At 38.5% G+C, this 1,419-nt stretch carries 1 rRNA gene and 2 pseudogenes; 1 reads left to right on the top strand and 2 read right to left on the bottom strand.

The annotated features are described in order from the left end of the window. A pseudogene (locus tag C9J37_RS29330) lies at positions 1-155 on the top strand (IS30 family transposase); the annotation flags it as partial. Between the two features lie 53 nt (positions 156-208). Here the strand turns inward: C9J37_RS29330 and C9J37_RS27630 are convergent. Together C9J37_RS27630 and rrf are read right to left on the bottom strand one after the other, a co-directional pair. After that, positions 209-985 (bottom strand): annotated as a pseudogene (locus tag C9J37_RS27630) (ISL3 family transposase); the annotation flags it as partial. Positions 986-1,158: 173 nt separating this feature from the next. After that, a 5S ribosomal RNA gene (rrf, locus tag C9J37_RS27625) occupies positions 1,159-1,274 on the bottom strand. Between the last annotated feature and the right edge of the window lie 145 nt (positions 1,275-1,419).

The following is a 1,419-nucleotide window of genomic DNA, read 5'->3' as shown; positions in this document are numbered from 1 at the left end:
ATTTACCTTTAACGGTACTTCGTCAAAAAGGAAAACGCCAGAAACCTCGTGAAACAAGAGGACGTTTCAACATCGGCACGCCTATTTCAAAACGTCCAAAAGAAGTCCGTAAACGGGACACCTTTGGACATTGGGAGGTAGATACAGTAATTTCTGTATAGCATTGTAAGTACCACTGGTGTTTCGGTGATAATTTAGATGCACGTTTATAAAATACATGACGCATACGTTTACACTTTGTGCGATTGTATTTGTCCCATTCTTTTTGTACTTGTCGGCGCACTTCATCCATTGCCCAATAGATATAACGGGTATAATGAAAACGGCCTGCCACGATAACAGGTCGACCTAGCGCTTGGTGAACAGCTGCTTTAAAACTTGGATTCATATCCATGACCACTATCTCAACATCGGCTCCATACTGACTTAAGTAATTTTTTATTGTTTCTTTTTTACGATTCGGTAAAATATCAATTGGTTCGCGCGTCTCCGCATTCGCAATTATTAGCTGATATGTACCTGCATCTGTATCGCCTTTATACTCATCAATCGCTTTTGGTAAACGTACACCCTCTACCAGTTGTTTATTCGCTACCTTTTTAAAACTACGAATGACCGTCGTGGTTGATGTGCCTAGTACTTCTGCAGCTTCTTTAAACTTTTTGGCTTTAATAGCACGTATACTCACTACTTGATTCCATTCCTTTGAATAACGTTGATATTTATCTACGAATGGGGATTTTTCAGAGAAACGTTTTCCACAATCACAAACATAACGACGACGTTTATAGAAAAGAATTGTTAAACGTTCAAACCATTTTAAATGATTGATCTTATGTATACGATAATCGTGAACCTTTGATGTTTCTTTTTTACAAACTGGACATTGATGCGTACATTTAGGCAATTGCACATACAATGCGATTCGATCGCCTACTTCTTCTACTTTCGTAATCTCTACATCTTTTAATCTTGGGATATTCATGTTAAAATTCATTTGCACAGTTCACCTTTCTATTACTTGCTTCTCGACAATTCAAGTATATATAAATCGGTGAATCTGTGCTTTTTTTATGCGTGGAATTGTGTGAATACCCCAACAAATATTATAGAACCAATAAAAAAAGACTGAAGATTTCTCTTCGGTCTTTTTAAGTTGCCTAGCGACGTCCTACTCTCACAGGGGGAAGCCCCCAACTACCATCGGCGCTAAAGAGCTTAACTTCCGTGTTCGGTATGGGAACGGGTGTGACCTCTTTGCCATCATCACTAGACAGTATTTAATTGAAAGATTGTTCTTTCAAAACTGGATAAACGGTTCATTGAATGTTTCAAACTTTTTGGTTAAGTCCTCGATCGATTAGTATTCGTCAGCTCCATGTGTCACCACACTTCCACCTCGAACCTATCTACCTCATC

Source organism: Lysinibacillus mangiferihumi (assembly GCF_003049665.1).
GTDB lineage: Bacteria > Bacillota > Bacilli > Bacillales_A > Planococcaceae > Lysinibacillus > Lysinibacillus mangiferihumi.
Note: the sequence above shows the minus strand (reverse complement) of the source record. Positions and strands in the feature narration are given on the sequence as shown.